Annotated in this window: 22 protein-coding genes; 13 read left to right on the plus strand and 9 right to left on the minus strand. The window is 71.9% G+C overall.

The genetic code is table 11. From position 1 onward, the window contains the following. Positions 1–8 precede the first annotated feature (8 nt). Together BMW85_RS39230 and BMW85_RS39235 are read left to right on the plus strand one after the other, a co-directional pair. The gene (locus tag BMW85_RS39230) at positions 9–743 is read left to right on the plus strand and encodes a copper resistance CopC family protein (RefSeq protein ID WP_245775319.1); all 735 of its coding nucleotides are present in this window, start codon (positions 9–11) and stop codon (positions 741–743) included. Next, positions 740–1,771: a CopD family protein gene (locus tag BMW85_RS39235; RefSeq protein WP_091092024.1), complete on the plus strand. Its 1,032-nt coding sequence runs from the start codon at positions 740–742 to the stop codon at positions 1,769–1,771. The genes BMW85_RS39230 and BMW85_RS39235 overlap by 4 nt, the downstream gene beginning before the upstream one ends. A 21-nt stretch (positions 1,772–1,792) precedes the next feature. On the opposite strand, the gene BMW85_RS39240 is transcribed toward BMW85_RS39235, so the two are convergent. After that, complete coding sequence (locus BMW85_RS39240; RefSeq protein WP_245775320.1) at positions 1,793–2,971, minus strand: hypothetical protein; 1,179 nt, start codon at positions 2,969–2,971, stop codon at positions 1,793–1,795. An 88-nt stretch (positions 2,972–3,059) separates the two neighbouring features. On the opposite strand from BMW85_RS39240, the gene BMW85_RS39245 reads away from it, so the two are divergent. Beyond that, positions 3,060–3,593 (plus strand): GNAT family N-acetyltransferase, encoded by a 534-nt coding sequence (locus tag BMW85_RS39245; RefSeq protein ID WP_091092028.1) that lies wholly within the window; start codon positions 3,060–3,062, stop codon positions 3,591–3,593. Here the strand turns inward: BMW85_RS39245 and BMW85_RS39250 are convergent. Then, entirely contained in the window at positions 3,484–4,854 is a 1,371-nt protein-coding gene (locus BMW85_RS39250; RefSeq protein ID WP_218156135.1) for a cytochrome P450, read from the minus strand. The two genes, BMW85_RS39245 and BMW85_RS39250, sit on opposite strands and share 110 nt — an antisense overlap. A gap of 124 nt (positions 4,855–4,978) precedes the next feature. Here BMW85_RS39250 and BMW85_RS39255 point away from each other — a divergent pair, with 124 nt between their 5' ends. The 4 genes from BMW85_RS39255 to BMW85_RS39275 all read left to right on the plus strand — a co-directional run bounded on the left by BMW85_RS39255 (position 4,979) and on the right by BMW85_RS39275 (position 10,013). Then, positions 4,979–5,434, plus strand: coding sequence for a PaaI family thioesterase (locus tag BMW85_RS39255; protein ID WP_218156137.1), 456 nt, complete (start codon positions 4,979–4,981; stop codon positions 5,432–5,434). Positions 5,435–5,546: 112 nt separating this feature from the next. After that, positions 5,547–8,468: an alpha/beta fold hydrolase gene (locus tag BMW85_RS39260; protein WP_245775321.1), complete on the plus strand. Its 2,922-nt coding sequence runs from the start codon at positions 5,547–5,549 to the stop codon at positions 8,466–8,468. Next, positions 8,465–9,310, plus strand: coding sequence for an ABC transporter permease (locus tag BMW85_RS39270; protein WP_091092031.1), 846 nt, complete (start codon positions 8,465–8,467; stop codon positions 9,308–9,310). Before BMW85_RS39260 ends, BMW85_RS39270 begins: the two co-directional genes overlap by 4 nt. A gap of 391 nt (positions 9,311–9,701) precedes the next feature. Next, positions 9,702–10,013 carry a hypothetical protein gene (locus BMW85_RS39275; protein ID WP_143082562.1) on the plus strand — a complete coding sequence of 104 codons (312 nt, stop codon included), beginning with the start codon at positions 9,702–9,704 and terminating at the stop codon, positions 10,011–10,013. A 65-nt stretch (positions 10,014–10,078) separates the two neighbouring features. Here the strand turns inward: BMW85_RS39275 and BMW85_RS39280 are convergent, their stop codons facing one another. Then, on the minus strand, positions 10,079–10,534 hold the full coding sequence (locus BMW85_RS39280) for a GNAT family N-acetyltransferase (protein ID WP_091092035.1): 456 nt from the start codon (positions 10,532–10,534) through the stop codon (positions 10,079–10,081). 256 nt (positions 10,535–10,790) lie between these two features. On the opposite strand from BMW85_RS39280, the gene BMW85_RS39285 reads away from it, so the two are divergent. After that, positions 10,791–12,917 (plus strand): ATP-binding protein, encoded by a 2,127-nt coding sequence (locus tag BMW85_RS39285; protein ID WP_245775322.1) that lies wholly within the window; start codon positions 10,791–10,793, stop codon positions 12,915–12,917. Positions 12,918–13,217: 300 nt separating this feature from the next. Here the strand turns inward: BMW85_RS39285 and BMW85_RS39290 are convergent, their stop codons facing one another. After that, complete coding sequence (locus tag BMW85_RS39290; RefSeq protein WP_091092038.1) at positions 13,218–13,628, minus strand: organic hydroperoxide resistance protein; 411 nt, start codon at positions 13,626–13,628, stop codon at positions 13,218–13,220. Positions 13,629–13,898: 270 nt separating this feature from the next. On the opposite strand from BMW85_RS39290, the gene BMW85_RS39295 reads away from it, so the two are divergent. Next, positions 13,899–14,507 (plus strand): TetR/AcrR family transcriptional regulator, encoded by a 609-nt coding sequence (locus BMW85_RS39295; RefSeq protein WP_177241115.1) that lies wholly within the window; start codon positions 13,899–13,901, stop codon positions 14,505–14,507. A 284-nt stretch (positions 14,508–14,791) separates the two neighbouring features. Then, entirely contained in the window at positions 14,792–15,799 is a 1,008-nt protein-coding gene (locus BMW85_RS39300) for a DUF4236 domain-containing protein (protein ID WP_091092042.1), read from the plus strand. 131 nt (positions 15,800–15,930) lie between these two features. Here the strand turns inward: BMW85_RS39300 and BMW85_RS51605 are convergent, their stop codons facing one another. The 3 genes from BMW85_RS51605 to BMW85_RS39310 form a co-directional block, all read right to left on the minus strand. Then, a complete protein-coding gene (locus BMW85_RS51605) occupies positions 15,931–16,356 on the minus strand; it encodes a hypothetical protein (protein ID WP_245775323.1) in 426 nt (141 codons plus the stop codon). An 86-nt stretch (positions 16,357–16,442) separates the two neighbouring features. Then, positions 16,443–16,958, minus strand: coding sequence for a DUF5685 family protein (locus BMW85_RS51610; protein ID WP_342743490.1), 516 nt, complete (start codon positions 16,956–16,958; stop codon positions 16,443–16,445). 46 nt (positions 16,959–17,004) lie between these two features. Then, entirely contained in the window at positions 17,005–18,006 is a 1,002-nt protein-coding gene (locus tag BMW85_RS39310) for a terpene synthase family protein (RefSeq protein ID WP_143082564.1), read from the minus strand. 240 nt (positions 18,007–18,246) lie between these two features. Between BMW85_RS39310 and BMW85_RS39315 the strand changes: the two genes are divergently transcribed. Then, positions 18,247–19,155, plus strand: a complete 909-nt coding sequence (locus BMW85_RS39315) for a proteasome assembly chaperone family protein (protein WP_091092045.1) — start codon at positions 18,247–18,249, stop codon at positions 19,153–19,155. Between the two features lie 45 nt (positions 19,156–19,200). Then, complete coding sequence (locus BMW85_RS39320; RefSeq protein ID WP_091092047.1) at positions 19,201–20,241, plus strand: Gfo/Idh/MocA family oxidoreductase; 1,041 nt, start codon at positions 19,201–19,203, stop codon at positions 20,239–20,241. A 25-nt stretch (positions 20,242–20,266) separates the two neighbouring features. Here the strand turns inward: BMW85_RS39320 and BMW85_RS39325 are convergent, their stop codons facing one another. After that, the gene (locus BMW85_RS39325) at positions 20,267–21,061 is read right to left on the minus strand and encodes a tyrosine-protein phosphatase (protein WP_091092048.1); all 795 of its coding nucleotides are present in this window, start codon (positions 21,059–21,061) and stop codon (positions 20,267–20,269) included. A gap of 74 nt (positions 21,062–21,135) precedes the next feature. On the opposite strand from BMW85_RS39325, the gene BMW85_RS39330 reads away from it, so the two are divergent. Then, positions 21,136–22,008, plus strand: a complete 873-nt coding sequence (locus BMW85_RS39330) for a hypothetical protein (RefSeq protein ID WP_143082565.1) — start codon at positions 21,136–21,138, stop codon at positions 22,006–22,008. A 14-nt stretch (positions 22,009–22,022) separates the two neighbouring features. Here BMW85_RS39330 and BMW85_RS39335 read toward each other — a convergent pair whose 3' ends face one another. Beyond that, positions 22,023–24,569 (minus strand): ATP-binding protein, encoded by a 2,547-nt coding sequence (locus tag BMW85_RS39335; protein WP_091092052.1) that lies wholly within the window; start codon positions 24,567–24,569, stop codon positions 22,023–22,025. Between the last annotated feature and the right edge of the window lie 69 nt (positions 24,570–24,638).

Below are 24,638 nucleotides of genomic sequence, written 5' to 3' on the forward strand. Positions count from 1 at the left end.
TTTCGGCTTTGAGGCGGCTACTCACGGTCCTGCTGCTCGCCTGTGTCGCGGCGGTGGTCGTTCCTCCGTACGCGGCTCAGGCGCACAACGTACTGGTCGGCAGCGACCCCCGGGACGGGGCGACGCTGACGGCGGCGCCTGAGCGGGTGACGCTGGTCTTCGACCAGGCGGTGCGGCAGGGGTACGCGCAGATCGGGATCACCGGGGCGGACGGCTCCTCCTGGGCCGACGGGGACGCGGTCGTGGCGGCGGAACGGGTGTCGGTGAAGCTCAAGCCGCTGCCTGGAGGCGGGGCTTACGTGGTGGGCTACCGCATTCTGTCGGCCGACGGGCACCCGGTGACCGGCAAGCTCACCTTCACCCTGGCCCCAGCGGCCGCCGCCTCCCCGGCGCCCGCGAGGGCCACCCCGGACGCCGCGGCCACCCCCGGCACGGCGTCGGCCCCGGAGGCTGTGGCGGCCTCGGACGCCGCAGGGGCCTCAGGGGCGGCGGCCGAGGCGGCGGCGAACGGCGGGGCCGGGATGGCGGTCGTCTGGATCGTCGGGGCGCTGGTGCTGCTCGCCGCCGGCACCGCCGTCGCCCTCCGCCGCACCCCACCCCCGGCCCCCGCCACACCAGGCACCCCGCCCCCGACCCCGACGGCACCCGCCGCCCCGGACGCCGCCTCCACGACCGACCCCGCCGCCCCCGGAGCCACTGACTCCACGGGAGCGGCGGAGGCCGGTGAGGGGGTGCGGGCGTGAGTGTCGCGGCTGCCTCCCTCGCCCGCCCCCGGACCGGCGGGCGGCTGCTGGCCGGGGCGTTCGGCGTGTGCGCCGTGGTCGCGGCCGTGGCGGCGAGCACGTTCACCGCGCAGGAGGCCGTCCCCGGCATCCCGATGCCCGGCCCGGTCGTCGAGGTGGGCCTGCCCGTCGTACGGGTCCTGCTCGACCTCGCCGCCGTCGCCGTGGTCGGCCTGAGCCTGCTGCCGAAGCTGCTCGGCTTCGACACCCCCGACCGTACGGAGCCGATCCTGCTGCGGGTGCGCCCGCTGGCCGTGATCGCGGCCTGGGCGTGGGCGATCTGCGCCCTGCTGACGATCGTGTTCCAGACGGCGGAGCTGAACCCGGGCGTCGTGCCCACGTTCGGAATGATCGCCGCCTATGTCGGGACCGTCGGCACGGGCCAGGGCCTGCTGTTCAGCGCCGCGTGCGCGCTCGCCGCGGCCGGGATCGGGCTGATGGCGGTGCGGTTCGGCGAGAAGGTCCCCGCCGAGCTGCGGATCATCGTGGCGCTGTTCGGGCTGCTGCCCATCCCTGTGACCGGCCACGCCGTCGATTCGGTCTGGCACGACCCGATCATGGTCTCGATGGAGATCCACGTGATGGGCTCGGCCGCCTGGACCGGCGGTCTGATCGCGACCGTCGCGTTCGTGGGACCGCACCGCGACCTGCTGGCGGTGACGCTGCCGAAGTTCTCCCGGCTGGCGACGTTGTGCCTGCTGCTGGTCGGCCTGTCGGGCCTGGTGACCGGGCTCGGCACGATGGCGCTGACGCCGGGCGTGACGCTGCCGGACGCGATCGTGACCAGCCACTACGGGCTGCTGGTCGTGGCCAAGACCGCGCTGGTGGCCGCGCTGGTGCCGCTGGCCGCGCACATCCGGTTCCGTCTGCTGCCCGCCATCAGGACCGGCCGGGCCACCGCCCTGGTGGGCTGGGCGGTGGCCGAGGTGTCGGTGATGGGCCTGGCGTACGGGGTGGCGGTCGCGCTCACCCGCGCCTCCATCGCCTGACCGGCCGGCCGGGATCGGGGCTCAGGCGGTGGCGACCGCCGGGGCCTCGATCGGCGCGGAAGCGGGGACGCGCCTGCGGGCGACCCACTCGGCGGCGAGCCAGGCGGCCAGCAGCCCCAGCCCGGCCCACACGGCGGAGGCCGTGGCGAGGGGCGGCGCGCCGGCCAGCCCTTCCTGGCCCTTCACGGCGCCGTACACCGCGCCCATGATCGTGCTCTGCGCGACGAGCGCTCCGTACGCGACGGCGGTCGCCCCCACGGCCCCCACGACGGCGCGTACGGCGGGCATCCGCAGCAGGAACGCCACGTCCACCATGAGCCCGGCCACGACCAGGAAGAACGGCACCGCCGACGGCGGGAAGCCGGTGAAGGTCAGCAGCGGCCAGATCAGCGTCCGGAAGGCCACGTACGCCCCGGCGACGAGGGTGGCGGCGCCGAAGCGGCCGATCAGCAGCCGCGCCACCACCAGCACCGACAGCCCGGCGACCACGGCGTAGACCGGGTAGAGGAAGTCGGGCACCGGCAGCGCGAAGCCGAGCATCATCGTACGGTCCACGGGCCGCCCCATCTGGTCGGCGGCGAACTGCAGCAGGATCGGCTCGGCGTAGACGGCGTTGTTGTCCCAGGCGCCGACCGACAGGATGCCGTACTCCTGGTGCTGCTCGGGGAAGTGCACGTTCTCCAGGAAGAAGGCGAGGAACGCGGCCAGCACGAGCGTGCGTTCCCTGCCGGGCGGCGCGCCCATGAACCAGCCGCGGATCACCCCCGCGATCATGAAGAACGTTCCAACGTAGAGCATGATGTGCGACGGGCTCCACGAGGTGATGTCGAGCCCGTTGACGCGGTGGTTGATCAGGTCGAGCGGGACCGCGACGAGGAAGATCCCCGTGCCCCACTGGATCAGCCTGAGCGCGAGCTTGTCGACGCCGTAGCCGGTGTAGCCGTGGATGATCGTCAGCGCCACCACGATCGCCGTGCCCGCCGAGTTGAGCAGGTGGGGCGGGGCGAGGTCGTCGCGCAGCCACTTGAAGTGCCACGAGACGTCCCAGGCCGAGCCGAGCAGCTTGAGCGTGAGCGCCACCAGCCATCCGAAGTAGAGCACCCTGAACAGGTCGTTCGGCGTCTCGCGCCCCGCCTGGCCTCTGGTCCAGTACGGCAAGGCCCACTCAGCGGCCTTTTTGATCGATGCTGGAGACTTCACGGGAGTGAATCTTACGGTCCTCGGCGACTCCGGGTCTCGTCCCCTGAACACAAGGGGCATCTCCCCTCCTGCTGCGACAATCCGCCATATGTCCTACGAACTTCGGGCGGCTCGGCCGGAGGACTCCGGCGTCATCGAGGAGGTCCGCCTGGCCACCTGGCGCGTCGCCTACCGCGACATCATGCCCGCGGACTTTCTGGCCGGGCTGGAGGTGCGGCCCGAGATCGTCCGCAACCGCGCCGACGCCCTGGCGAGCGGGCAGGTGAGGGGCCGGGTGGGGGTACGCGATGACGTACGCGGGTTCGCCCTGTACGGCCCCTCGCGCGACGAGGACGTGCCCGGTATGGAGGTGTACGCCATCTACGTGCTGCCCGAGGAGTTCTCGACCGGCATGGGGCGGGCCCTGATGGCCTCCGCCGTCGAAGACCTGGCGTCGTCCGGGCATCGGGAGGCCGGGCTGTGGGTGCTGGCGGCGAACGCGCGGGCGCGCCGGTTCTACGAGCGGTTCGGGTTCAGCCTGTCCGGCCGGTCGAAGATGCTGCCCGACCCTCCCCTGGAGGAGGTCCACTACCGGATGGACCTTGCAGGGGGCGCGCGGTCAGGCGTACCGGCAGGCGCTTGAGCCCGTTCTGGAAGTTGGAGGTGAGGCGCCGGGGCTCGCCGGCGAGCTCGACGTCCCAGCGGAGCAGCTCCCTGAGCGTCGCGCGGAACTGCACGCGGGCCAGGTGCGCACCGAGGCAGACGTGCGGGCCGAAGCCGAAGCTGACGTGGTCGTTCGGGGCGCGGGCGAGGTCGAGGCGGTCGGCGTTGGGGAAGACGGACGGGTCGCGGTTGGCCGAGGCGTGGTAGACGACCACCTTCTGGCCCGCGTGTACGTGGTGCCCGCCGAGGGTCAGGTCACGGGTCGCCGTACGGCGGAAGTGGATCACCGGCGGCCAGAACCGCAGCAGCTCCTCGACCGCGGACTCCAGGAGGAACGGGTCCGCGCGCAGACGGGCCAGCTCGGCCGGGTGCTCCAGGAGCGTGAGCAGGCCGCCGGGGATGCCGTTGCGCAGAGTCTCGTTGCCCGCCACGGCGAACAGGAAGAACATGTTCTCGAACTCGCTCTCCGTCAGGCCGCCGCGCCGCATGGCGGACATGACGGACCCGTCGTCCACGGGCGTCGTGGCGAGGGCGTGCGCGTAGCCGAACATGTCCGCCAGCGCCGCCCGCGACCTCGGGTTCACGCCCGGCCGCGGCTCCGGCCTGGACGCGACAGCCCGGCGGCCCATCGGCGTGAGCGAGGCGACGTCGGCCGTGGACAGGCCCGCGTGATCGGCGTCCTGGTAGCCGATGACCCGCGAGGCCCAGTCGTACAGCAGCCGCCGGTCCCGCGCGGGCACCCCCATCACGTGGGCCAGCGTCCATACCGGCAGGTCGGCGGCCACCTCCACGAAGTCGCACGTGCCGCGCGCGAACAGCGCCGCCGCGCGTTCGGCGATCGCCTGCTCCAGCGTACGGACCGCGCGCGGGGTGAAGGCCGCCGCCACGATCCGGCGCAGCCTGGAGTGGTCCGGCGGGTCCATGTTCAACATCATGTCCTGGACGAACGCCAGGTCGGACGGGGTGTCGGGGTCACGGATCTGGGTGGCGCCGAGGTGCGAGGAGAAGTCCTCGGGGGTGCGGAGGACGTGCTTGACGTCGGCGTGCCTGAAGACGGCCCAGAAGCCGGGGCCCTCGCGCCACGGGCCGACGGCGGGCTCGGGTATCCAGCGGACCGGGGTCTCCTCGCGGAGGCGGGCGAAGAGGTCGTAAGGGACGGAGTTCTCGTACGTGGACGGCAAAAAGACCCGAACCGCCTCCGCGTCCGTCGCCGCCGCCATGTCCGATCGATGCGCCGTCATCCCCCGCCCCTTCCTGCCGGCCCTCTCGCTCCGCATACGAGCCTTCCCCCGCCCCCGCACGCGGTTATCCACAGGCAGGCACTTCTCGCCTTCGCAATGCCGGGCGAGCGTGCATGATGACCGCGTGACCTCAGCAGACCTGACACCGCAGACTCCGGCACCGGCCGGCGGCATCGTCCCGGAAGCCCTGGACGCCATCCTCCGTGACAACTTCGCCCCGTGGATCCAGCGGCTCGGCCTACGCGTCGAGGAGGCGGGCGAGCGCCGCACCGTCCTGCGCCTGCCCTGGTCCGACGAGCTGGCGCGCGAGGGCGGCGGCCTGTCCGGGCAGGCGATGATGGCCGCCGCCGACACCGCCACGGCCCTGGCCGTCTGCGCCGCGCGCGGCGGGTTCGTGCCGATGACGACCGTGCAGCAGTCCACGACGTTCCAGCGTCCGGTGTCGGGCCGTGACGTCCTGGTCGACGTACGCATCACCAAGCTGGGCCGCACCCTCGCCTTCGCCGAGATCACCCTCACCGCAGAGGGCACCGCCGAGCCGGCCGCCCACGCCACCACCGTCTACGCCCTTCTGGGCTGACCTTTCAGTGATCTACCTGTTCCCGCAGGTCAACGGCACCGAGCACGACCGTGACGGGCCGCCGGGACGTCCGTCTCAGAAATCTCTCAGGTGCGGAAAGTAGGCTCTCGGCATGAAACGTGTGGCCGCGCTGGTGGCAGCACTCGCCCTGATCGGGGTGACGACCTGGCTGGTGTGGCCGTCGGCTCCGCAGGCGCGGGGCCAGGACCAGGCGATAAGTGTCGTCGACGGAACCGACGATGACCAACGGGTGCAGCTGGACGCCACCTTCTTCCCTCCCTCCGGCGGCGGCAAGGCGCCGGTCGTGCTGCTCGCGCACGGGTTCGGCGGCAGCAAGCAGAGCATGAGGCAGCAGGCGGCGCAGCTCGCCCAGGACGGCTACGCGGTTCTGACCTGGTCGGCGCGGGGCTTCGGACGTTCGACGGGCGAGATCGCGCTCAACTCCCCCGACTACGAGGTCAAGGACGTCAAGCAGCTCATCGACTGGGTGGCCAAGCGGCCCGAGGTCCAGCTCGACGCCACGGGCGACCCGCGGGTGGGCATCGTGGGCGGCTCGTACGGCGGGGCCATCGCGCTGATGACGGCGGCCTTCGACCAGCGTGTCGACGCGATCGTCCCGCAGATCACCTGGGCCGACCTGGCCGACGCCCTGTTCCCCAACAACGCCGTCCAGGCGACGCCCGCCGGGCTCGGCGACCCCGAGACGGGCGTCTTCAAGCGCATGTGGTCGGGCATCTTCTTCGGCCGCGGCCTGTCCCTCGACAGCTTCGCCCAGCAGAGCCAGAGCCAGGCGCAGGGCCAGGGCCCGGCGCAGAACGGCCAGAACGGCCAGAACGGGCAGAACGGGCAGGGCCAGAACGGGCAGAACGGGCAGAACGGGCAGGGCCAGAACGCTCAAGGCCAGAACGGCCAGGGGCAGGGCGGCCAGTCGCGTGGTCAGGGCCTTGGGCAGACGGCCATGCCGATGACGCCCGAGGAGGCGCGGTGCGGCCGGTTCCTGCCGGCCATCTGCGACATCTACCAGACCGTGGCCAAGGACGGCCGGGCCACCTCCGAGGCGATCACGCTCCTGCGCGCCTCCAGCCCGGTCACCGTGGCCAACCGCATCAAGGCCCCCACGCTGCTGCTGCAGGGCCAGCGCGACTCGCTGTTCCCGCTGAGCCACGCCGACGCCAACGCCAAGGCGATCGCCTCCGCCGGCACCCCGGTCAGCATCGCCTGGTTCGACGGCGGGCACGACGGCGGCAACGGCGAGGCCGACTGGCTCTACGAGCAGACCTCCGCCTGGCTCGCCCGCTACCTCAAGGGCGAGGGCTCGGCGCAGGCGGCGCCGCCAGTCAGCGGCTTCACGGTCACCCGTGACGGCGGCCGCGACCCCGGCACCCGCCAGCGCATCCGCCTGCACCCCGAGACGTCGTCCTACCCGGGCCTCGGCGGCACCGACACGACCACCGTCCAGCTCGCCGGCCCTGAGCAGAACATCGTCAACCCGCCCGGCGGCGCCCCCGCGGCGATCTCGACCGTGCCCGGCGTCGGCTCGCTCCTGGGCGGCCAGAGCGGCGGCGTGTCGATCGACATGCCCGGTCAGAGCGCGGTGTTCGAGTCCCCGCCGCTGACCGCGCCGCTGCAGCTCACCGGCAGCTCCACCGCCGTGGTCAAGGTGACCGGCGAGGGTGAGGCGACGCTGTTCGCCAAGGTCTACGACGTGTCCGACGGCTCGCAGCTTCCGGTCCTGCCCGCCGGGCAGGTGGCGCCGTTCCGGGTGACGTTCCCGGACGGCGGCGGCAGTGTGGAGGTCACGGTCGCGTTGCCCGCCGCCGACCACAACTTCGCCGCCGGACACCGGCTGCGCCTGGTGGTGGCCACGACCGACATGGGGTTCGCCACGCCGGCCGAGCCCGCCACCTACCAGGTGGCGCTCTCTTCACCGGAGCTCACCGTCCCGACGGTGCGCACCCTGTCGGCCCCGCCGGCCGGGATCGCCTGGTGGGTGTGGGCGATGCCGCTGACCGCGATCGTGATCGCCGCGATCCTCCTGGCCACGGGCCGCACCTCCACTCGCGCCACCACCGGCCGCGTGTCCGGCACCCGGGCCACCGCCGACCGTACGACCGCCACCCGCGCCATCACCAACGGCGCCACCGCCCCAGACCCCACGACCACGCAAGCCTCCGACCCCACCTCCACGCCCGTTCCCGAGCCCGCCTCCGCGTCCGCCCTCCAACCTGCGTCCGCGCCCGAGCCTGCTTCCGTTCCCGGCCGCGGGGACGATCAGGGCGTGGACGACGACGGCCAGGCGGTTCCACTGGAGATCAAGGGGCTCACGAAGGCGTACCGCAACGGGGAGCTGGCCGTCGACGGGCTGTCGTTCCGCGTCGAACGGGGCCAGGTCCTCGGTCTGCTCGGCCCCAACGGCGCCGGCAAGACGACCACGATGCGGATGATGATGGGCCTCATCCGCCCCGACGACGGCGAGGTCCGCATCTTCGGCGAGCGGGTGACGCCGGGCGCGCCCGTGCTGTCCAGGCTCGGGTCGTTCGTGGAGGGTCCCGGCTTCCTGCCGCATCTGTCCGGCCGCGACAACATCGAGCTCTACTGGGCGGCGACCGGCCGTCCCCCCGCCGACGCGCACTTCGAGGAGGCGCTGGAGATCGCGGGCCTGGGCAAGGCGCTGGAGCGGGCCGTACGCACCTACTCGCAGGGCATGCGGCAGCGGCTCGCCATCGCGCAGGCCATGCTCGGCCTGCCGGATCTGCTGGTCCTCGACGAGCCCACGAACGGTCTCGACCCGCCCCAGATCCGCGAGATGCGCGAGGTGCTCAAGCGCTACGCGCGCGACGGCCGCACCGTGATCGTCTCCAGTCACCTGCTCGCCGAGGTGGAGCAGACCTGCAGCCACGTCGTGGTCATGCACCGGGGGCGGCTCGTCTCTGCGGGGCCGGTGTCGCGGCTGCTCACCTCGGCCAAGCCCGCCAACGGGCACGGGCCGCGCCTGGAAGACGTGTTCCTCGACCTCATCGGAGACAAGTCATGACCGCCGCGCCGGGCTACGCGCCCCGCCGCACCCTGCCGCTGCGCGTGGAGATCGTCCGGCAGTTCAAGCGGCGGCGGACGCTCGTCATGTTCGGGCTGCTGCTGGCCCTGCCGTGGATCCTGGTGATCGCCTTCCAGTTCGGGCCCCAGTCCAACAACGGCGGGCAGTCGCTGCGCATCTCCGACCTGGCGACGCAGAGCGGCCTCAACTTCGCCGCCTTCGCCCTGTCGGTGTCGGCCAACTTCCTGCTGGTGGTGGCGGTCGCGATGTTCTGCGGCGACACCGTGTCCAGCGAGGCCAACTGGTCGTCGCTGCGCTACCTGCTGGCCGCGCCGATCCCCCGGGACCGTTTGCTGCGGCAGAAGCTGATCGTGGCGCTCGGCTACTCGGCGGCGGCCGTGATCTGCCTGCCGGTGATGGCGCTGGTGGCGGGCACGCTGGCGTTCGGCTGGAACGACATCCAGGTGCCGGTCACCGGGGAGGTCATCCCGGCGGTGGACGTGCTGCCGCGCTTCGGCATCGTGATCGGGTACGCCCTCGTCAGTCAGCTCGTGGTGGCGGCGCTGGCGTTCCTCGTCTCGACCATGACCGACTCCCCGCTCGGGGCGGTCGGCGGGGCGGTGGGGCTGTGGATCGTCTCGACGATCCTGCAGGCGGTCGAGGCGCTGGGGTCGCTGCGCGAGTTCCTGCCCACCTACTGGAACAACGCCTGGACGGACGCGCTCACGCCCGAAATGGACTGGGGCGGCATGGTCAAGGGCGCGTCGGTGTCGATCACGTACGCGGCCATCCTGGTCGCGATCGCCTTCCGCCGCTTCCGCCGCAAGGACGTGGTGAGCTGAACGGGACCGGCCGGGCCGCGTCCCCGTACCAGCGGGGACACGGGCCGGCCGGCCGCGTGAGGACGCGCGTCTCCTGAGCCGCGCGCCTCCTGAGCCGCGTGCGCGAGGGCGGTCTCCAGGAGAAGAGCCGGCCACCCGTCTCGCAATGGACTCGCAGGTGTGCCCGTATGGGGTGTCGGCGGGCGAGTTCAGCGGCTCGTCGTAGGGGCCGGGCCTGTGTCAGGAGGAGGGTTCGCTGCGTCGCTCCCGGGCCGGTGACCGACGCCCGGCTGCAGAGGTTCAAGGGAGGAGTCGCGTGAGCAGCTTTCCGAGCCGGCGCTGAACCTGCCGTGGCGCCGGGCGCCCACGCGTGCTTTCCTGGCTTCAAACTGCCTAGCGGCCAGGGGGTTCCGTGAGAAGGATCAGCTGGCTGACGTTGCTCCCGGCGTTCATTCTCGCCATCGCGGCCTGCCAACCACGCGTCAGCCGGTGGGTGGACGTCGAGAACCGCACCGGTGAAACCGTGACCGTGAAGTGGCTCGGTGACACGAGTTACGACCGGCAGCTCTCCGCCGGGGAAGCAGTCCGGATTCCGGTCGTGTCGGGAGGATGCCTGCGCGACGGAGCCGAGGACGTGATCGTGGCCGAGACCACCAGTGGACGCCGATTCACCTTCGGGCCGCCCGCCTGCGAAGGCGGGAAGTGGACGCTGCCCGCCCGGTGATCCACGCTTGAGCTCCGTGCCGAACCGCTCCGGCTTTCGTTCAGCCGAGCGGGTCTGGTCGCCGGTCAGGTAAGGGCGCGTTCGAAGGTGATCAGGGTGGTGCCGGGGCCGTTGTAGGCGGGGTGCGGGCCGTGGACCGTGAATCCCATGCGCCGGTGGAACGCGATGGATCCCTCGTTCACGGGCGAGGTGATCGCCTTCACCACCTGCCGTCCGTGTCCCCGGGCGATGCCGAAGAACGCCTCGTACAGCCTCCGGCCCAGGCCGGTGCCCCGGGCGGCCGGGGAGACGCCGACGAAGTGGATGTACGCCTCGTCCTCCGCCGACGGCGAGGGGAAGCCGACGAGGAAGCCGGCGAGCTCGCCCGCGCCGGTCGAGGCGATCAGGCTCGTCCGGTGGAAGTGGTCGAGGAAGAGCCGGGGCAGGGAGGGGAGGATGGGACGGCCCCACCACGTGTCGACGACGGCGGCGATGGCGTCGTAGTCGCCCGGTGTGGCGGGGCGCAGCGCGGGCGTGATCATCGCGGCACCCGGACGGTCACGGGGCCTTCAGTCCCAGTGCGGGGGCCGGTTGTCCAGGTAGAAGCTGTCCGGGTCCTCGTCGGGGAGGTCGTCGCCCCAGCCGAGGTCCAGGTCGTCCGAAGTCTGTTCGGGGTAAAAATCTTCCACGACCGACATGCTACCCAGACATAGAAAGCAACACCGCGCGTGTCCCCAGGTCCAGGGACACGCGGCATTCGCGGGGGTACGATGCCATGGTTGGTGTCGCCTATCCCCCGTGAGGCTGCGCATGGCCACCCCGACAGGCTGGCGACGAGAGGGTAATCTTCCGGCGGAGCTCACCAGCTTCGTCGGCCGCACGCGGCTGCTCGCCAACCTCAAACGGCACCTGGGCGAGTCCCGGCTGGTGACGGTCACGGGCATCGGAGGCGTCGGGAAGTCGCGCACGGTGCTGCGCCTGGCGCACCAGGTCCGCGCGCAATATCCGGACGGCGTCTGGTTCGCCGACCTGGCCCGGCTGCAGGACGCGGGCATGGTCAAGCACACGATCTCCTCGGCGCTGCGCATAGCCGACCAGTCCTCGCGGGCGGAGTCGGAGTCGCTGTCGGAGTGGGTGGGCGAGCGCGACATGCTGCTCATCATCGACACCTGCGAGCACGTGGTGCAGGGCTGCGCGGAGCTGGTGCACGAGTTGCTGGAGGCGGCGCCCAACCTTAAGGTGCTGGCCACGAGCCGCCAGTCGCTGCACCTGCCGTACGAGCACGTGGTCCCGGTCCCGCCGCTGCAGGTGCCCGGCGACGACCCGGCGGCGAACCTGTTCACCAACGAGTCGGTGCAGTTGTTCGCCGCCCGCGCGGGGGCGAGCGTGCCGGACTTCCAGCTCGACGAGAGCAACATCGGCACGGTGGCCGAGCTGTGCCGGCGGCTCGACGGGATCCCGCTGGCGATCGAGCTGGCCGCGGTGCGGCTGCGGGCGCTGTCGGTCGACCAGATCCTGGGGCTGCTGGCCGACCGGTTCAGCCTGCTGGCCGGGGCGAGCCGTACGGCCCTGCCCCGTCACCAGACGCTGCGCGCGGCGATCGGCTGGAGCCACGAGCTGTGCGAGCCGGCCGAGCGGCTGCTGTGGGCGCGGCTGTCGGTGTTCGCGGGCGACTTCGAGCTGGACGCGGCCCGTTTCGTCTGCTCCGACGGCCGTCTGCCTTCGGAGGACATCACGGATCTCGTGACCGGCCTGGTGGAGAAGTCGGTCCTGCTGATCAGGAGCAACCACGCCGGCGTCCGCTACAAGCTGATCGACACCCTGGCCGAGTACGGCGACGAGTGGCTGGACAAGCTCGGCCAGCGCGAGCAGATGCGCCAGCGGCACCTGGAGTACTACCTGAGCCTGGCCCAGCGCAGCGAGGACGCCTGGTCGGGCCCGCGGCAGATCTACTGGTTCGTACGGATGCGCCAGGAGCACGACAACGTGCGGGTGGCGCTGGAGCACGCGCTGAAGACGCCAGGCAAGGAGATCCTGGCGCTGACGCTGCTGTCGTCGTTGTGGTTCATGTGGGTGTGCTGCGGTTTCGCCCGCGAGGGGCGGCTCTATCTGGAGCGGGCGCTGCAGGCCAATCCCGAGTTCAGCAAGGAGCGCTGCAAGGCGCTGTGGGTGCTGTCGTACGTCAAGAGCGCCCAGGGCGACAGCGCGGGAGCCCAGTCGTCGGCCGAGGAGTGCAGCACCGAGGCGGTGCGGGTGGGCGACTCGCGGGCGGTGATCCTGGCCTCGAAGATGCAGGGCACGGCCGCGCTGCTCCAGGGCGACCTGCAGAAGGCGAGCGCGCTGCTGGGCGTGGCGATCGAGTTCAACACCGACAACAAGGAGCTCAACCCGGGCCTGCTGCCCGCCATCGTCGAGCTGTCGCTGGTGCTGTGCTCGCAGGGCGAACTGTACGAGGCCGAGTCGCTGCTGCAGGACTGCCTGCAGGTGTGCCGCGAGCGCGGCGAGCTGTGGGTCAGCTCCCACGCGCAGTGGGCGCTGGCGGGCACGAGGCTGGCGACCGGCCGGGCGGACGAGGCGCTGCACAACGTCCGGGAGGCCCTGCGCATCAAGCGGCACTTCCACGACACGCTCGGCACGCTGCTGGCGCTGGAGACGGCCGCGCGCATCTTCGCCGCGCTCAATCACCCGGCGATGGCCACGCAGTTGCTGGGGGCGCTGCAGCAGAACTGGAAGACGGCCGGCCTGCCGCAGCTGGGCGCGCCCTGGATGACGGACGACCACGACGAGTGCATCCGGGCGTGCAAACGGGAGCTGGGCGAGCTGACCTACAAGGACACCTTCGAGGAGGGCGCGCGGCGCGATCTGGACGAGGCGTCCGCGCTCGCGCTGGGCGAGCTGGACGCCACGGACGAGAACCGGGCCTGAGAGTCCGGTCGGTCAGAGCCTTCAGGCCAGCCGTCATGGCGCCTGAAGGCTCACCGACGAGGAACGGGCCTTGATCGAGCCTCGCCTGCCGTTGGGCGAGCGAGGCCCGATCCCGAACCTGCGGCAGCAGTCCAACGCGGTGATGTGACGGTTTCGCGCCGGCAGCCCCTGGCGCGACCTGCCTACCCGAGTACGGCCCTGGTCCACCGCCTACGAGCCTCCGACCGGCCTGGAGATCCGGACTTCGTACCGGCTCCAGATCGTCCTCCGCAGCCGCGCCCTTGGGGAGCGGCGTGCGCGTCAGTCGAGGAGCAGTTCGACGGGCATGTTGCCGCGGGTGGCGTTGGAGTAGGGACAGACCTGGTGGGTGGTGTCCAGGAGGGTTCGTGCCTGCTCCGAGGTGAGGGTGTCGGGCAGTTTCACGCGCAGGATGGCATCCAGCCCATAGCCGCCCTTGCCATTGGGTGACAGACCGACCTCCGCGGTGACCGAGGCGTCGGACACGTCGAGGCCCTGCTGGGCCGCCACGAGTTTGATGGAGGTGGCGAAGCAGGCGGCGTACCCGGCGGCGAAGAGCTGCTCGGGATTGGTGCCGGCGCCGTTGCCGCCCAGCTCTTTCTGCAGGGCGAGCCGGACGTCCAACCGGCCGTCCGAGGAGACCGCCCGGCCGTCGCGGCCTTCTGAGGTGGCGGTGGCGGTGTAGACGCGCATGGGATTTCCCTTCATGGTCGCGGAGTTCTCGTGCCTGTCGCGCCGCCGTTGGCGACGAGTGCCGAGTTGGGCGCGGACCGCTGCGGGCAGCGGCGCACATCCAGCGAGCAGCAGACCGCATCCCTTCTCCGGGTGCCGGCTGCGGTCTCGGTCATGCAAGGACGCCCTGTTCATAACGGACTGATCGGTCCGGACCGATCGGTCCAATGTTGGGGGCAGGTCGCTACGCTGTCAACAGAGATTCTGGAACTCATCGCGAAGGGATCAAGGGTGACGCGCACACCGGTTCCCGGCACCCGCCGGCGCATCCTCCAGACGGCCGCACGCCTGTTCAAGGAGCACGGTGCGCGGGCCGTGGGCATGCAGCAGGTCGTCGAGGAGACGGGGCTCGGCAAGAGCGCGCTCTACCGCGAGTTCACCAGCAAGGACGAACTGGTGAGGGCCTGGGTGGCCGAGCTGCACGACCATGCCTGGGCACAGATCGACAGCGCGATCGCCCGGCACGAGGGCGATCCCGCCCGCCAGCTCCTGGCCGTCGTGGAGCACGCCCAGGAGAGCACCCAGGACTCCGACGCCCACGGCTGCACCTTCTACAACACCTCGGCGGAGTTCCGCGACCCCGGCCACCCCGGCCGCAGGGAGGCCGTCGACCACCTCGAGCGGCTACGCGAGCGGCTGTCCGCCCTCGCCACCGCGGCACGCGCCACCGACCCCGACGCCCTGGCCGACATGCTGATGCTCATCATCTCCGGCCTCTACGCCAACGCGGCCACGCTCGGCCCCTCCGGCCCCGCCGCCCGATCCGTCGCCGCCGCGCGCATCCTCATCGACCAGCACGTCCCCGCACACGTACCCACTCCTGAGGGCAGGAGGGCTTGATCCGCTTCGACGGACATTCACGATCAGCTCGGGGAAGAACAAGCCGCGCCCTCGCCACTCGTTCACGCCGGCTTCGATCTGAGCCTGTACGAATCCAAGCTCCCCCGCCCAGAGCGGGCTCAGGTGGAGCAAGCGGACAAGCACCAGACACGATCTTGTCTGCGGGAACGAACCGTCGTCATGACGAGCCAGAGCCGTCTTGACTGCGTTCTGACGCGGTGTGCGAGCTCCAGGACCTCCCTCTGCCGCGGTAACGGGCGCACGGGCCGGAAGGATTCCTCATCGTGGGCTTCTATGTGCGCACCAGCCTCAGGGTTGGACCGTTCCGTTTCACCCTCAGCCAGGCCGGGATGGGCGTCTCGACCGCGATCCCGGGCCTTCGGACGGGGATGGGCCCCCGCGGCAACGTCGTGCGCATGGGACGCGGAGCGGTCTCCTACCGGACCGTCGCGCCCGGCCGTGACGTGGTCATGCACGATGTCGTCCGCCTGGTCCCGGCCCAGCCGAGTGACGTCGTCCAGCAGTTGCGGAAGGCCGCCGGGCGCCGGCCGTACTGGCCGTTCGCCCTGGCCGCCCTGCTCGTCGCGGGGCTGCTGACCGGACGCTTCAGCCTGGTCGTCATCGCCGTCGGGCTGCCTTTCGTGCTCTGGGTGGCGTTGCGCGATCGGGCCGCTCGCGCGGTGGTCATCATGTACGACGTGACCGACGAGGCCGCTTCACGCTTCGACCACCTCGTCAACGCGATCACCGGCCTCCAGCGGGCCCACGGGTTCTGGCTGATCACCGCATCCGGCGCGATCACCAGCACCTACCAGTTCAAGGTGAACGCCGGCGCCTCCAAGCTGCTGCGCCGAGTGAACGCCTCAGCCCTGCTGGCGGGACCACGGATCCTGGTCACCAACGTCGCCGTCCCGACCCTCACCGCGGGCAGCCTGTCGGTGCACTTCCTCCCTGACCGCGTCCTGATCCGGGACGGCCGCCACGTCGCCGACCTCGCCTACCAGCACCTCCAGGTCGCTGTGGAACACGCCCGCTTCATCGAGGAGGGCCCGGTGCCAGGCGACGGCACGATCGTGGACTCCACCTGGCGCTACGTCAACGTCAAGGGCGGCCCCGACCGCCGCTTCAAGAACAACGCCCGCCTGCCCGTCCTGCTGTACGGCAGGCTCGTCCTCCGCAGCCACGGCGCGCTCAACCTTGTCTGGGACGCCTCTCAGGTCCCGCTCGTCCACGCTGTGGCGAACGCCCTCCACCAGTCCATCTCCGCTCGACCACCTGTGATCCACTCCTGAGGTGGCCTACTACCTCGCCGCGCGTCGAACGGGAGGCCTCGGCGGCGAGCAGTCGCAGCCGTCAATCGCAGCCGCAACTGCAGCCGTCGCAACCGCAACCGCCGTCCTCGCCCGAGCAGCAGGAACAACAGTCACCGCAGTTGCCGCAGCACTCGTAACCGGAACAGTCGAAGCGCCCGCAGCAGGAGCTCTCGCGGTCCTCGTCCCAGGCGGGCCGGTACAGGCCGCAGGTGCAGCAGGTCAGCGCGGCGCATGCCAGCGACAGCAGCCCGCCGGGATCCCGCTTCGGCGGCCGTCGTCCCGGCGGCGCGCAGGTCGGCGTGCGCGGCGTCGCAGTGGCGGCGCGCCTCGTCCGGGCCGGTGCCGGTGGCGGTCAGCGGGTTGTACGCCCCGGACGCGCCGTCGTCGGCCAGATCCTCCACCGCGTCGATCAGGTGGGCCAGCCTCCCGAACCCGCGACCGGCCGCCTCCAGGGCCTCGCGGTTGTGCGGCTTGCCCGCGAGCACCCCCGTGTGCGCGAACGCCGCCGCCACGGCGTCCTCGGTCGGCCCCGTCAACTCTCGTAATCCGGGCGCCGCGCGGCTGCGCGAGGGACTCTGGGCGGGGACGCGTTCCAGGAGGGCCTGGCGGGCGGCCGCCGCCGTCAGCGGGGTGGGGTCGAAGCCCAGCGTGCCGGCCGTGGCCGTACCGGCGGAGGACCAGCGGCCCGCCAGGCGGGTGGCGCCGGCGGCCAGGGGCGGCGGGCGTACATGCCGTCACCGTCCGCCACGTGGTCGTTCACCTTGCCGGCCGCCAGAAGCAGCGACACCGAGGCCGCCAGCCGTACCCCCTTGGACTCCACCACGTCGGCGCTTCTGAAGCCGCGCAGCGCGCACGGGCCCGCCTTCCGGCGCAAGGTGGGCGCGGACGTCTGGGCCTCGGTCAGGACGGACACGAGCAGGCCGTCGTAGTTGGTCACCAGACGGGACAGGTGTCCGTGCTCGTCGCGGAGGGCCAAGCAGAGTCCGCACAAGTGGCCCATCCAGTCCGCGTAGAGCCCCTTGCACAGGACGTGCCGACACGGGCGGACAATGCCGAACATACGTCCCCTTATGATCCCAGCGGAGAGCCAACCGTAGCAACAGGGCGTCAGAGGATGCGGCAACGACCGCCCGCGCATTGCTCGCCATACCCGCCACCCAGGTTCTGCCGCCGGCGCACGCCGGCTAGACGGCTCGGGGCCAGCGGGTGTCGTCGGGCCACGCGCCGATGTAGCGGGCGCTGCCGAGCGAGAACTCGATGTGGCCGCGCACCCAGTGTTCGAGGCCGCGGACGTACTTCCGGACCGGCAGGGTGGCCCAGCGGTCGAGCGCCAGGCTCCGGTCGAGGAAGGCGGCGACGGCCTCGTTGTGCATCTGCGCGACCTCGACCAGGGCGTCCTGGAGCGTGAGGGACTTGTGCGTGGCCAGCACGGTGACGAGGTTGTGCCGGGCTTTGTCGTTGCCGCGTTCCTTGGCGTAGGACAGCAGGTCGTTGTCCCAGCCGATGAGGTCGCAGGCGAGGTCGGAGAGCATCCGCACGTCGGGGTGGTGCCACTCCTCGGCTTCGAGGCGGTAGCCGCCGCCGACGTCGATGAGGGCGAAGCAGGTGTACGTGGCCCCGGTGATGCGGCGCATCATGACGTAGTCCTCGGGGGTGGGGATCAGGTCCACCTCTCGGTTGGCGGCCTCCCAGATCTGGGCGAACAGGTATTCCTTCACCGTCGTCCGCCAGCGGTCCACCTGGGCGGGGGTGGCGAGCTCGGAGATGCGGTGGAGGAGCTCCTGGAGCGCGAGGCCGAACGCGTCGCTCTCGTCGGGGTCGCGGCGGCCGTCCAGGATTTCGAGGAGCGGCGGCAGGGCGCGGGCCAGCGCGGAGGCGCGGTGTCCCATCAGCTCGCCCTCGCAGAAGGCGTCGTCGAACGCGAACAGCCAGTTGTACCAGTCGTTGATCAGCCGGAGGCTGTCACGCGGCACCGCGGGATTGGTCCGTGCCGCGAGCATACCGATCTTGGAGCGCCGGAAGTGCTCGATGGTCTCGGCGCCTTTGAGCATGTGCGAGGCGGCCAGCCAGGTGTGGCTCTCCGCATCGACCTCGACGGCGTGCTCGTTCGTCTCGCTGGGGAACGGGCACGGCAGCGGAGGGATGTGGAGTGGTCGCCCGGAGAAGGAGTGCGCAGAAGTAGCCACGCCCTAAGCATGACTACGGACTGCTCGAATGGCCACAGTGCGCATGTTCACCGGCTTTAATTCTTATTTCACACTGTGAATCCCATCGCGCGAACCATCGGATAAAGTGCGCCGCTCGCCCTCCCGTCGCGCCGGGTCCCGGCCGTACGGAACATCATGCCTCGATAGGGTGCCGTGCGCGGAATCGTTCCGACCCGCCATAGGTTCTGGAAAGAGTACCTAGGGAAAGGTTGTCCAACCGTGTTCGACCCGAAGGATCTCTACGAGCTCGCCGATGAGCTGCCCGAGCTGCGTGAGCCGGTGTTGCTGTACCACTTCGACGGCTTCGTCGACGCGGGGGGCTCCGGGCGTCTGGCGCTGGGCCACCTGCTGGCAGAGCTGGAGCACCGGGTTGTGGCGACGTTCGACGTGGACCGGTTGCTCGACTACCGCTCCCGCCGGCCCATCATGACGTTCGACACCGACCGCTGGGTGGAGTGCGAGAGCCCGGAGCTGGCCGTTCACCTGTTGGAGGACGCGACGGGGACGCCCTTCCTGCTCATGCAGGGGCCCGAGCCCGACCGGGAGTGGGAGCTTTTCACCGCCGCGGTGAAGACGCTGGCGGAGCGGCTGCGGGTGAGCAAGCTGGTGACCTTGCACGGCATCCCGATGGCCGTGCCGCACACCCGCCCGCTCGGGGTCACCATGCACGCCAGCCGGCCGGAGCTGGTCAACACCCAGAACAGCGCGTTCGGTCGGGTCCAGGTGCCGGGCAGCGTGGCGGCGCTGATCGAGCTGCGGCTCGGCGCGCAGGGCTTCGACGCGATGGGGTACGCGGTGCACGTGCCGCACTACCTGTCGCAGGCGGAGTACCCGACGGCCGCGGTGACCGCGCTGGAGGCGGTGACGCGGGGCACCGGGCTGGTGTTCCCGATGGACGGGCTGCGCGACGCCGCCCAGCGCACCACGGCGGAGATCGAGGAGCAGATCCGGGCCTCCACCGAGCTCTCCACCGCGATCACCGGCCTGGAGCAGCAGTACGACGCCTTCGCCGCGGGCGCCGAACGCGAGAACCTCATCGCCGAGTCGACCCCGATGCCGACCGGCGACGAGCTCGCCGCCCAGTTCGAGCGTTTCCTCGCCGAACGTGAGGATCCGCCCGCCTCCTGAGCACGCGCCGCCGGGCCCCCGGGGCGGTTTGGGTAGCCTGGCCGGATGAGCGAGATCAGGGTCGGGCTGGTCGGGTACGGAGTCGCCGGGGCGTTCTTCCACGCGCCGCTGATCGCCGCCACTCCGGGGCTGCGGCTGGCCGCGGTCGTCACCCGCGATCCGGGGCGGCAGTCCGAGGTGGCCGGCCGCTACGGCGCGCAGGGCGTCGCCGACGTACGGGAGCTGTGGGAGCGCAGCGACCTGGTCGTGGTCGCCTCGCCCAACAGGACGCACGTGGCCACCGCCGCCGCGGCCATCGAGCAGGGGCTGCCGGTCGTGGTGGACAAACCGCTGGCCGGCACCGCCGAGGAGGGCCGCGAGCTGGTGCGCCTGGCCAAGGAGCGCGGCGTGCTCCTGACCGTCTTCCAGAACCGCCGGTGGGACGGCGACTTCCTGACCGTGCGGCGGCTGGCGGAGGAGGGGGCGCTCGGCGAGATCCGGCGCTTCGAGTCGCGCTTCGAGCGCTGGCGGCCGACGCCCAAGGGCGGCTGGCGGGAGAGCGGCGGCCCCGAGGAGATCGGCGGGCTGCTCTACGACCTGGGCAGCCACCTGGTGGACCAGGCGATGCGGCTGCTCGGGCCGGTACGCGAGGTCTACTGCGAGAGCGACGTACGGCGGCAGGGGGTCTCCTCCGACGACGACACGTTCGTGGCGCTGACGCACGACGGCGGGGCGCGTTCGCACCTGTGGGCCAGCTCGGTGGCGGCGCGGCTCGGGCCTCGTTTCCGGGTGCTGGGGTCGGCCGCCGCGTACGTCAAGCACGGCATGGACGTGCAGGAGGAGCGGCTGCGCGCCGGGATCGCGCCCGACGCGCCCGGTTTCGGGGAGGACGAGGAGGACCGCTGGGGCGAGCTCGGCACCGTCGAGCGGCACCGGCGGGTGCGCACCGAGCCGGGGGCCTACCTCGACTTCTACCGGGGCGTGGCGGCGGCGCTGCGCGACGGCGGGCCGCCGCCGGTGGACCCGGAGAGCGCGGTGGACGTGCTCACCGTGCTGGAGGCGGCCCGGCTGTCGGCCACCCAGCGCATCGTGGTCCACCTGCCCTGAGCGTCGTCAGTCCCGTAGCCGGTTGTCAGTCCCGTAGCCGGGCGCGCATGGCGGCCGAGTCGTCCGCGGTCCAGCCGTTGGCCGCCAGCCAGCCCCTCGGCCCGCCGAACCGTTCGTCCAGCACCCTGAAGAACTGCTCCAGGTAGCGGGCGCGGGGCGCGTGGTCGTCGGCGGGACGGGAGTCGAGGTCGCCGCGGTAGGTCTCGCTGGCGCGCAGGCGCTCCAGGATCAGCTCCAGCCGCTCGCCGGTCGCCACGTAGTCGGCCACGATGGCCTCCCGCGTCGCGCCCGCGACCTCCAGCGCCAGCGCGCACAGCACGCCGGTGCGGTCCTTGCCCGCCGCGCAGTGCACCAGGGCCGCCCCGTCGTCCAGCGCCATCGTGCGCAGCGCCTCGATCACCGCGGACGGCCGGTCGCGCAGGTAGCCGAAGTAGAAGCCGGTGACCCGCAGTTCCTCGTCCAGGGCGCGCTCGGCCCACGGCAGCACCCGTTCGCCGTCGATGCCCGCGGGCGCGGTGTCGGCCTCGACGTCGGTGTAGCGCCCGCCCTCGGCGAACAACGTCAGATGGTGATGCCGCACCTCCGGCACCCGCGTCAGCGGGCCGGGGCCCTCCAGCGTGACCTCCGGCGTGGAGCGGAGGTCCACCACGTGCCGCAGCTTCAGCTCGCCGACCAGCAGGTCGACGTCGCGGGGCGTGAGCCCCTGCAGGTTGTCGGACCGGAAGATCCGTCCACTCTTCGTGACGCCTCCGTCGCCAAGGGCGACGCCACCCAGGTCGCGCGCGTTGACCGCGCCCTCAAGCTCGATCCACCTCGTCATTTCGCTCATCATCTTCGACCCTATATGTCCAGCAAATATGAGCGGATTCGAGTTTCATAACGCAGCATTAACGTATGGATCCACGAGCTCTGCCTCCACGGCTGGTGATCGATCCCTCGCTGCCCCGGGAGATCTCGGTAGAGCTGCGGTCGAGCCCGCACATCCTCCGCATGGCTCGGGGCGGCAAGCGCATGGACACCACGTTCAACCCCGCGCTGCTGTTCGTCCTGCCCGCCATGCTGCTGCTGATCGGCATCGTGGTCGGCTTTCCGCTCGCCGTCGTGGCGACCGCCGGGGTCGGGCTGATCACGCTGTTGCGGTGGATGGCGGTGGAGGGCGCGTACCGCACGACGAAACGGCGGCTGCGCCTCGCCTACGCGCACGCCGACCACTACGTGCTCGCCGAGGACCTGGACTACCCCTGCCAGCAGTTGCTGCGCCGGGCCCAGAACGCGGTCGAGGTCATCCTCGGCTCCAAGGTGCACCGGGCGGGCCTGATCGACACGATCGACAACCAGGTGACGCTGCCCGAGGAGGTCTGGCAGATCGCGCAGCGGCTGCGCAAGCTGTCGGCCATGCACGCCGAGCACGGCAAGCTGGTGCCGCGCGAGCTGCCGCCCGGCATGGAGGAGGCGTTCAAGCCGTACTCCAACGCCCTCGACGCCGCCTGGACGTCGCTGTCGAAGCGGGTACGCCACCTGGAGAAGTACGCCAAACAGGTGATCAAGACCGACAAGGTCTACCAGACGCACCGGCGCCTGGAGGCGCTGGCCGCCAGGACGCCGGACTACCAGCGGCTGATCGCCGAGACCGTCCACGACGAGCTGGCGCACCAGCACATCAGGGAGCTCGCCGACCAGGCGGCGCACGCGCGCAAGATGTTCGAGGAGAGCATCACGCAGGCCAGGCAGGCGGCGGGAGCGCTGCTGCGCGCCCCGCTCACCTGAAGGCGCCCGAGCGCTCAGGGGGCGGCCCGCCGGAGCAGTTCGAGGGTCCTGCGCATGCCCGCCTCGTTGCCGAGGCTGCGGTAGAGGTCCCTGGCCTGCTCCAGCGGCCCCACGGCGGCCTGCCGCCCGCCCGCGTCCAGGTGGACCTCCCCCAGGTAGCGGAGGCTGAGCGCCATCCACCATCGGTCCTGCAGCTCCTCGAAGGCGGCGACGGCGCGGCGCAGCTCCCGCTCCGACTCCTCGATGCGGCCGAGGCGGGCCAGCGCGCGCCCCGCCGAGACGGCGGTGCGCGCCACGCCCCACGAGTCGCCGAGCGCGGCCAGGATGTCCTCCGCGCGGTGCACCTGGTCCAGCTCGCGCAGCCCGCCGGCGGGGTCGCCGACCTCGCCGGCGGCCCGCAGGCAGCGGGCCTCCTCCCACAGCTCGCCCCGCTGCCGGAACATCTCACCCGCCCGGTCGAGGCTGAGGCCCGCCCGGGTGAACAGCCCTGCGGCGATCCTGCGGTCGCCCTCGCGCTGCTCGCCCCGCGCCTGCGCCGCCAGCACCTCGCCGTAGACGCGTAGCGTCTGGGCCTCGGAGTAGCGGTTGCCCTGGCTCTTGAACACCTCCAGGGCCTCCTCCAGCAGCTCTCTCGCCTCCTCGGGCCGCCGCTCGGCCATCCGCATCTCGGCCAGGTTGCGCTGGGTGCGGGCCATCCACCACGGGTCGTCCTCGCCCTTGAACGCGGTGATGGCGCCGATCAGGTAGTCCTGCGCCCGGTCCAGGTGCCCGTCGTTGAACAGCGTCATGCCGATGGTGCGCCTGGCCCGCGCCGCCCACCAGCTCTCGCCGAGCTCGGTGAAGACGTCCATGGCCCGCCGGGCCTCCTCCAGTGCGCGCTCGCGCAGGCCGAGGCCGCCGTGCACGGCGGCGCTGTCGAGCAGCGCGATGGCGAGGGCCCGCGCGTCGCCGGCGCGTTCGGCCGCGGCCCGGCCGATCTCCGCGACCGCCTTCCAGTCGGCCCAGTACGCGCGCAGTGAGTGACACAGCGAGCAGAACGCGCGGGCGAGGCCCCAGGTCAGCTCCCACAGTTCGAGCCGGCGGGCCAGATCGACCATGGCCAGCAGCGCCAGGCGCTCGGCGTTGAGCCAGTCGGCGGCCCGGACCTCGCCGTCGGCGGTGGAGCGGCGGCCGCCCTTGCTCCAGTCCTGCGGCCAGCGGTTCTGGGCGGCCTCCTCGGCGCGGCGGCGGTAGCCGTACAGCACCCGCTCCAGCGCGGCGCGGCGGCGGGCCGGCTCGTCCTGACCGGTCAGCTCGGCGGCGAAGACCTGGACGAGGTCGTGCAGCCGGTAGCGCATCGTGCCGGTCTGGTCGGTGCCCGAGTATTCGGCGAGCTGGGCGTCGATGAGCGCTTCGAGCTGGTCGCCGCCCTCCAGGCCGCTGATGTCGAGCAGCTCGCCGGCCACCCAGCCGGGCACGTCGGGCGCGGGCAGCGCGCTGAGCAGGCGCAGCAGGCGGCGCTGCATGCCGGTGCAGTCGTCGTAGCTGAGCTGCACCGACGCGCGCACGCTGGTCTCGACGGTCTGGGCCACTTCGAGCTGGTCGAGGCGGCGGCGGGTGTCGGCGAGCCGGCTCGCCATCTCGCGCAGCGTCCACTGCTCGCGGGTGGCGAGGCGCCCGCCGCAGATGTTGATCGCGAGCGGAAGGTGGTCGCACAGCCGGACGATCTCCTTGGCGGAGTCGAGGTCGTCCACGACGCGGGCGCCGCCGGCGAGCCTGGCCAGCAGCTCGACGCCGTGCGCCTCGGTGAGCACGCCGAGGCGGCGGTCGTGGGTGCCGCTCAGGAACAGCGGGGAGCGCGAGGTGACCAGCACCGCGCAGCCGGGCTCGGCCGGGATGATCGGCCTGACCTGGTCGGCGTCGTGGGCGTTGTCCAGGCCGATGAGGATCTTGCGGCCCTTGGTCCAGGTCAGCCAGAGCTTGCGCAGTTCGTCCAGTCCGCCGGGGTCGGTGGTGAGGCGTACGCCGAGCGCGCGCAGGAAGCCGATGAGGACCTCGTCGGGGCGGACCGGGGCGCCGAGGCCGCCGCGCAGGTCGGCGTAGAGGCGGCCGTCGGGGAACCAGCCGGCGATCTCCTGGCTGAAGCGGGTCATGAGGGCGGACTTGCCGACGCCGCCGCGGCCGTAGACGGAGATGACGAGCGGCGGCGCCAGGTCGCCGGCCCGGCGGCGGGCGGTGGCGACGTCGCGCAGCTCGGCCAGGGCCTCGGCGCGGCCGGTGAAGTGCTCGGGAACGGGCGGCCACTGGTCGGGCGCCTGGCCGCCGCCGGCGCGGGCCGCCGCACGGCGTCTCGGCTGCGACTCGGTGGTGGCCCAGGTGGTGAGGCCGACGAGGACGGCGGCGGCCACGGTCACGCCGACCTTGGCGCTGGGCGGGATGTCCCAATCGACGCTGGCCGCCAGGATGCTCGCGGCGGCGGCCGCGAGGCCGGCCGACACGGACGCGGCCCACGGCACCTTCGCGCGCCTGCGCCGGGGCCTGTCGGGTAAGTCCTCGATCTTCTCCGGCAGGTCGTCGCTCAACCGGTACCCCCTTCCGAGGGTCGATTCAAGCCGATGGGGCACGGCCGCGCCAGCCGTGCCCCACCGTTT

Source organism: Nonomuraea wenchangensis (assembly GCF_900111685.1).
Classification (GTDB): Bacteria; Actinomycetota; Actinomycetes; order Streptosporangiales; family Streptosporangiaceae; genus Nonomuraea; species Nonomuraea wenchangensis.